Origin of the sequence: Chromobacterium sp. ASV23 (genome assembly GCF_016428945.1) — a bacterium.
GTDB lineage: Bacteria > Pseudomonadota > Gammaproteobacteria > Burkholderiales > Chromobacteriaceae > Chromobacterium > Chromobacterium sinusclupearum.
The window spans coordinates 1-220 of the sequence record NZ_JAELTR010000295.1 but is presented as its reverse complement, the minus strand read 5'-3'; the positions used below and the strand labels follow the sequence as shown (position 1 = coordinate 220).

Genomic DNA, 220 nt, shown 5'->3' with positions numbered 1-220 from the left:
TTGAAGGTCAAGGGTCCGCTCGAAGTGGGCAAGGACCTGACCGGTACTTACCAGTTTGATGCCAACAACGGCAACGGTACCGACAAGTCGACGTTTGCCTGGGGCGAGAAGGGCAAGACCGATGCGGCCAAGGGTGAAGTGATTGCCCAGTCGGGCGTCGTGCCGGCGCACACCATCGTGGCGGCGGATGCCGGCAAGGTGCTGGAAGTGGGCGTGCAGG

At 62.7% G+C, this 220-nt stretch carries 1 protein-coding gene; it reads left to right on the top strand.

Going from position 1 to position 220, the window contains the following annotated elements; all coding sequences use genetic code 11:
• On the top strand, positions 1–220 hold a 220-nt coding region (locus JHD59_RS22690; protein WP_199155921.1), incomplete at both ends, for a hypothetical protein.